This window comes from Flavobacterium sp. P1_E4, assembly GCF_056405915.1.
The window spans coordinates 1-6955 of record NZ_JBFUBE010000043.1; the positions used below are offsets into that span (position 1 = coordinate 1).

The 6955-nt window shown below is 33.7% G+C and carries 9 protein-coding genes; 8 read left to right on the plus strand and 1 reads right to left on the minus strand.

Going from position 1 to position 6955, the window contains the following annotated elements:
- The first annotated feature begins 54 nt into the window (after positions 1-54).
- Positions 55-753, plus strand: a complete 699-nt coding sequence (locus AC1DY0_RS18635) for a DUF1826 domain-containing protein (protein ID WP_477190082.1) — start codon at positions 55-57, stop codon at positions 751-753.
- A 91-nt stretch (positions 754-844) separates the two neighbouring features.
- On the opposite strand, the gene AC1DY0_RS18640 is transcribed toward AC1DY0_RS18635, so the two are convergent.
- Positions 845-1408: a glycine zipper domain-containing protein gene (locus AC1DY0_RS18640; RefSeq protein ID WP_477190083.1), complete on the minus strand. Its 564-nt coding sequence runs from the start codon at positions 1406-1408 to the stop codon at positions 845-847.
- 301 nt (positions 1409-1709) lie between these two features.
- Between AC1DY0_RS18640 and AC1DY0_RS18645 the strand changes: the two genes are divergently transcribed.
- The 7 genes from AC1DY0_RS18645 (at position 1710) to AC1DY0_RS18675 (ending at position 6791) form a co-directional block, all read left to right on the plus strand.
- Positions 1710-2339 (plus strand): MCP four helix bundle domain-containing protein, encoded by a 630-nt coding sequence (locus tag AC1DY0_RS18645; protein ID WP_477190084.1) that lies wholly within the window; start codon positions 1710-1712, stop codon positions 2337-2339.
- A 24-nt stretch (positions 2340-2363) separates the two neighbouring features.
- Positions 2364-2924, plus strand: a complete 561-nt coding sequence (locus tag AC1DY0_RS18650; RefSeq protein ID WP_477190085.1) for a DUF6642 family protein — start codon at positions 2364-2366, stop codon at positions 2922-2924.
- Between the two features lie 387 nt (positions 2925-3311).
- Complete coding sequence (locus AC1DY0_RS18655) at positions 3312-3842, plus strand: hypothetical protein (RefSeq protein ID WP_477190086.1); 531 nt, start codon at positions 3312-3314, stop codon at positions 3840-3842.
- A complete protein-coding gene (locus tag AC1DY0_RS18660; RefSeq protein WP_477190087.1) occupies positions 3839-4705 on the plus strand; it encodes an ABC transporter ATP-binding protein in 867 nt (288 codons plus the stop codon). Before AC1DY0_RS18655 ends, AC1DY0_RS18660 begins: the two co-directional genes overlap by 4 nt.
- Positions 4702-5538, plus strand: a complete 837-nt coding sequence (locus tag AC1DY0_RS18665) for an ABC transporter permease (protein ID WP_477190088.1) — start codon at positions 4702-4704, stop codon at positions 5536-5538. Before AC1DY0_RS18660 ends, AC1DY0_RS18665 begins: the two co-directional genes overlap by 4 nt.
- A complete protein-coding gene (locus AC1DY0_RS18670; protein ID WP_477190089.1) occupies positions 5535-6155 on the plus strand; it encodes a hypothetical protein in 621 nt (206 codons plus the stop codon). Before AC1DY0_RS18665 ends, AC1DY0_RS18670 begins: the two co-directional genes overlap by 4 nt.
- A 75-nt stretch (positions 6156-6230) precedes the next feature.
- Positions 6231-6791, plus strand: coding sequence for an AraC family transcriptional regulator (locus AC1DY0_RS18675; protein ID WP_477190090.1), 561 nt, complete (start codon positions 6231-6233; stop codon positions 6789-6791).
- Positions 6792-6955 lie beyond the last annotated feature (164 nt).

The following is a 6955-nucleotide window of genomic DNA, read 5'->3' on the forward strand; positions in this document are numbered from 1 at the left end:
TGCAATTCCATAATTTTGTAGGACATTAAGTAACTAGCTTCTTGATAACATACTATGAGCAATACATTTTCTGACAGCAGTCAAATTGGAATGGTGTCCACTTTTACTGAACTTGTAAATACGGATTTTAAGGGAGAAATGAATGCTCTATGCTGGTACAGAAATTTGGAAGGCGATTTTGCAGCCATTGTAAGTCAACTGAAAATAAAAGAAAATATAACCGAAGTTTATCCTGAAGATCTATTGGCACTCCAACTATCGGAAAAAGGGAATATTGCAAGGGAAATTATCTTAAATGATTTACGATTATTAGCCGATTTTGGAGCTTCTCCCTCTCTTAATTTACTTAAATGTTATGAACGAGATGATGAATTTGATTTCATATCCACTGATGTGTATTCGTATCATGTTGATCGTTCGCCCATTGCAACGGATACTTTTTTATGTACCTATCACGGTATGGCAAGTGATATTATTTCTAATAAACAAGCGGAGCAGAAAATTCTAATTCCTGAAATTCGAAAAAAACTTGAAGAGCTACATAACGGCCCATCCGAGGAATTTGAAGCCTTTTTGAAGGAAAATTATTTTGATTTGCATTATCAGGCGAAACCCCATGTAAAGTCTATTAATTTAGGTTTGGGACATCTTTGGCGCCTGGCCGTGGATCATCCCAAACAGCAGGCGCTACCGTGTATTCACAGAGCACCAATAGAAAATGAAGGGGAATATCGTTTGTTGTTGATTTGCTAATAAAAAACTATAGCAAAGGCATAGATAGAGTATGAAAAACGAACTTAAAAGATTGTGAATCCACCCAAAGATCATAGAACAAATAATCTGTCTATTTGATTGTATATCCTTTACCCTCCATACATACTGAAAATGCTTTGGCAAACTTGTCTTTCATTTCCTGCTCTGCTGCAGAAGCACCAGTAGAAGCTTGCTGTGTTTGTGCTTTCTTTTGCTGTTTTGCCTGTCTGCGTCCTGCAACTCCTCCTGCTATTGCACCTACTGCCGCTCCGTCACCAGCATCTCCTGAAATAGAACCGACGGCAGCACCAACAGCGGCGCCTTTTGCAGCTCCTTTAACAGCTTCGCCTTTAGGGGCGGTATCAACAGGAGCAGCTTGTACTTTTGGCGGATTCAATATATCGATACCGGACTGTTCATTTGCCCATTTATAACATTCATACTCATCACTTTTTTGCTTATTCTGATCCTGACCTTTTGCAGGATACACAATTATATTACAGGCTTTTGAAATCTGATTGTACGTAAGGGTTGACCCATCGGTGGTTTGGGTTGTTGCAACTTCCTGCCCACAAACAGAAGGAGCAACAATAATTAAAAACAGTGGAATGAAAAAACTGTTTTTAAGGCTTACAAAAAATGATTGAATTTTCATATTGATAAAATTTAAGATAAATAATGCAATTGTTGTTTTGTGAAAACAGTCAAAAACAAATAATTTATTATATTATTTATTTTCAATTACTTATGGTTAAATTTAATAAAAAATACAATATGTTTTTTTCAAAAAAGTTTTTTCTTTATAAACAAATTAAAAAATAATTAGAGTGAAGTTTTTAGCCTATTTTTAAAACAGCAGTTGTTTTGTAATGGAGTTTCTAACCTAAATATTTGTAAAGTATATAGTGTAGATTTTTAGTAATCACTTATATTGCATAATCAAAAAACACATCGAGATGAAAGATCTAAAAAGATTCAGTAACAAAACCAAAGCTGCATTTGTTTTGTTAATTGTTATGGTTATTATCTTATTGAGTAATTTTAATGCTCTTCGAAATTCCAAAAAAGCAAACGAGAATATTAATGCAATCCACAATGATCGTTTAGTTGTGGCACGTTATATCTTTCAATATGCAAATGAACTTCATTTCATAAAAGCGAAGGTTTTTCAGGCTGAACTCAATGATAGCCAAAAAAAAGATGGGATTGCGACAGCTATGCAACACATTCATAATATTGATAAATTATATTTGGAAACAGTTTTGACCCCCAAAGAGAAAAAAAGTTTTGTTGCATTTGTGGCTTCTTGCTCCGCTATTGAAATACAGTCACAAAACAACAATTGGTCGCAAGTAACCCAATCCAGTAATCAGGCTCTACAAACATTGGAACTGTTGTCACAAATCCAAATTAATGAAAGCAAATCCAAACTGGCAAGTTCAAATGAAATGCACAGTGGAAATATGACTTTGGGTGAACTTCAAATTGCGTTATTGGTTGTTTTAGGTGGCTTTGCCCTATATTTGCTAATAGTCAAGAAAAATAAGATCAAGGTAAAAATACCGGAATCACCAAGTATGAACTAATAACAACCGAAAAGACACAATTTCATGGATCGTGACCAATTTATTTTCTGCCTCGAAGCGGTTCCCGATGTGGAGACGCACGCCATTACGGAAGTGGTCAAAAATTTGGAACGACTGGCATTTGAGGAAGGTATTACGAGTATTTACAAAACTTGTGATACTATCGAAGGATTGGAAGACAGTTTGAATGCCCTGCTTTATGACGATCATAATTTCAAGAATTATGAAATTATCTACTTGGTGATGCCAGGCGAAGCGAATAACATTTGTCTTAACAACTATTATTATAGCCTTGAAGAAATAGCCGAAATCTTTGAAGGAAAGATGAGAGGGAAAATTTTACATTTTTCCAATGCCAAAATTTTAGATTTAAGTGCGGATGAAGCACAATACTTTTTGGATATAACAGGTGCTAAAGCTGTTTCGGGATATGGCTTGGCACAGGGGAACTTAAGTAGTAGTCCTATTGATAAAGCTTTTTTTAGTCTATGTCAAGAACTTGATGATGTTATCGAAGTTGTTGAGGAATTACATCAAAAACACTATTCACTCTGTAAGTTGCTTGATTTTAGGCTTTATTATTAATCGACAGAAATTTTATTTAAGTTGGATTTGTTAATTTGGAGCAGTAAAATTTTGCATTTCAACCAGCATAGTCCCGCACACGAGGCTGAAAGCCGAACTGGCGAAGCAATCCGTTACAATCTTATAAGCCGAACCCCGGCTTATAAGGATTTTCACTATTATCGGGGCTAAAGGGAGCGATTTTTGAGTTTTTGTCATCATCCCAAAAAAAGAAAACAACAATCTGCTAAAATTCATATTAAAAACTAATAATCAAAGGGGTATATTTTACCTCGCGCCAAAAACGTGAATTTTACATTAAATAAAAAGCTACATTTTTATAAAACCCTATTGATAAAATTCATAATTTAAGGGCAGAATTAATTGTTTCTTAAATTTTGGCATTCAATGATAAAAGCACAACATACTAACTATGCCATATCCAAAACAGATATCTATTTAAACAGGGCAGTGAGTTATCTCAAATCTACTCTTTTGTTACAATCTTTCTGTATGGGATGTTTATTCATAAGCTATATCAATTTTAGTGCTTTGGAGGCTGCCAAAGATTTCACTTTTAATTTTCATCTTGTCTTTGGATTGTACTTCTCGAGTCTAGTTTTTACCACCCAATTGGATGCATACAGCAGGTATCAGAATTATAAAATGGCCAAAGATTTAATGCATCAATACGGTTTTAAAAAATCTCTCATCAAAATATTTTCCAAATCCAGATGCCAAAGAGATGCTTTTGTGGAAGCGGCGAGAAGTCTCGGTTTCAAAAAGGAAATCGATAACTATTTTTATAGTGTTGGATTCCGTTGGTACCATATTCTACCTATAATTATTTTAAAAAAGCCGACAACCCTATTGACAAAAGAATATTGGGTATCCACTTTATTTGTGCCAAATTATAAAAGCAAATATTTTTACTGGTGAGAAAATTAGACGTCAAAAACATAACGCTCAGTTATGATACACAACCTATCATAAAAGGAATCAGTTTTTCGATTACCGAAGGTAAAATAACGGCTCTTATAGGTCCAAATGGAGCCGGAAAAAGTTCTACGTTTAGAATCTTGTCCGGATTGGTCAGCCCTGACAGTGGAAGTGTTTTTTTGGATGGAATACAAATGAAAAGCTTTAATGATTTGCGCAATCATTGCGGTTACTTACTCGAAACTGCTGATTTTTATACTTATCTGAGCGGTAAAAAGAACTTGGAACTTTTGATTGCCCTCACCAAATCTTCTGCAAATGCAACCGAACTTCTGGAAATGGTGGGATTGACCAAAGTGGCTGATAAAAAAGTACAGCATTATTCCAAAGGGATGAAGCAAAGACTTGGATTGGCACAGGTTTTAATTGACAATCCTTCTTTTTTAATTTTAGACGAGCCTTTTAACGGTTTGGATCCTGAAGTAAAGGAACTTATTCTAAAACTATTGACCAATTTAAAGAATAAAGGAAAAAGTATTTTGGTTTCAACCCATTTATTGGAAGATATAGAAACTATTGCAGACGACTTTATACTCCTGAACGAAGGTGAAATTTATCTTTCCGGTTCAATGAAAGCTTTTGGAACTGATAGACAAAATGTAAAAATGCACTTTATAGAACCGCTTCCGCAAAATTTAAATCTAGGATTTGAAAACTATAAAAATGGAAATATTCTCACGCTTAAAGCGAATGAAAAAGAGACTCAAACTGTTTTGAAAGAACTCTATGAATCGGGTTTCATTCCTTATAAAATTGACAGAGCGAGCCTATTATATGATAAATACATGGAAATTATAAAATGATAACATTATTACGATTTGAGTGTGTAAAGCTAATTCACAGACGCAGAACTTTTTTAAGTATCGGCTTGATGTTGGTTTTGGTTTGCCTTATTTTTTGGGGATTGAAATCGGAAGGTGTCAATGCTTTGGCTTTTATATTTCAATCCTTGGATAAGAATTTTGAGGTACAGGGAACTATTTTGAATGGCTATTTGGCCAGTTTTCTAATCTTAAACACACTTTGGATTCACATACCTATTTTAATTACAATTGTCACCGGGGATTTATTTAGCTCTGAATTAGAAAATGGTACAATCCGCATTTTGATGACACGACCAATAAGCCGAAATCGTGTTGCTTTATCGAAACATTTTACAGCCGTTGTGTTTGTTTTTTTCTTTATAATCTGCTATGCTATTATTTCAATAATTCCAGCTTTAGTTTTATTTGGGAAAGGAGATTTACTAGTAGCTTTTAACGGATTGCAAATCATTGAAGAGTCCCAATTGCCATTGCGCTTTTTAGGAGCATTTGGCTTTGCGTTTTTGGCTATGAGCACCGTTGCGATTCTTTCGGTTGCCGTGAGCTTTTTTGCTAAAAAATCTTTGGTTTCCATTTTAATTACATTGGGTTTTATCATCATTAGCACATTACTTCAGACATTATCGGGATCTTTATTTACGGGGTGGGAGTTTTTTTTGATAACTTATCATTTTTCACAATGGCAATTGTTTTTTTATACTGATATAGATTATATAGCCATTGTTAATTCTACGATTTGGTTGCTTTCTTTTTCGATTGTTTGTATTGTTATTTCAATCATTCGATTTAAATTTTTAAAAATAACAGAATGAGGCATATTCTACTAATTGCCATTATTTTCTGCGGTAGCTTTTATGCAAGTGCACAAACAGAATTAATTGGAAAACTTAAGGAGCGATACGATATAAAAAATGGCTATCAAACGATGGTAAACATTAGCATAGATGTGCCTGGACTTACCGTGCCTCCAAAGGATGTAAGTATTAAATATGAAAAAGGAAAAAAAGTACTGATAAAAGGAAAAGGAATACTGCTGATTCCAAAAAAAGGATTGACCAATCAATTTTCAGAGTTATTATCAATCCAAGCCCATTGGATTTTTCTTTCGGAAAATGGAGGTTTTGTCAATTATAAATTGGTTTCAATGAATCCAAAGAGCGATTGGGTCACGGCAGATATAAAAATACTGAAAGAACAAAGCAGAATAGACGAAATTAACTTGATTACAAAAGATTCAGGAGAATACTTAATCAAACATTCCTACACATCTGGTAATTATCCAAGTACAACAGAAATTAGTTTTTGGACCAGCAGACTCAACATCCCGTTGAAATTTTTGGGAAAATCAAGTCTCAATAAAGTAAAAGACAAAGACGGAAAAATAAAGGGAAAAATTTTCTTGAAATTCAGTAGTTTTCATTTTTTATAAAGTAAAATAGCAAAGATGGATTCTTAATAAAACAACCAATTTTGAAGTATCTTTGTGTTATAAATTACAAAAAGAATGATTCTTTATATCAAAAATATGGTTTGTAACCGTTGTAAAATGGTTGTGAAAACAGAATTGGAAAAACTCGGCATAACTCCTTTAAATGTTGAATTGGGAGAAGTAACCATTGAGAAAGATTTGGATATTTCAGAAAAGGAACGATTGGACCTTGTACTCAAAGAACTGGGTTTTGAATTAATCGATGACAAAAAAAGCAGGTACATTGAAAAAATAAAATCTTTAATCATTGAATTGATCCATGAGCAAAACAATGATTTAAAAATTACTTTGTCTGATTATTTGAGTCAAAACGTGTATCACGACTATTTTTATCTTTCCAATCTTTTTTCCGAAATTGAAGGAACTACTATTGAAAAATACTTCATTGCCCAGAAAATTGAGAGGGTAAAAGAATTATTGGCTTACAAAGAATTGTCTTTGGGCGAAATTGCTTTCCAACTGAATTATTCTAGTGTTGCCCACTTGAGCAATCAATTTAAGAAAGTCACCGGGCTTTCGCCAAGTCATTTTAAAAACATACGATTGGGAGGAAGAAAATCTTTGGATGAAGTTTAATCTTGCAGATAAAAGGGATCAAGAACAAAACCTGGGGAGGAAATGTCAAAATAAAATAAGAGCTTTGTAATCTAAGAATTAGAGATGACTCCTATAGACCTTTTAAAATTTATGCTACCTGATTTTTTAGTAGATCACTTTGAAGTGATTTCCGCTACTAACAC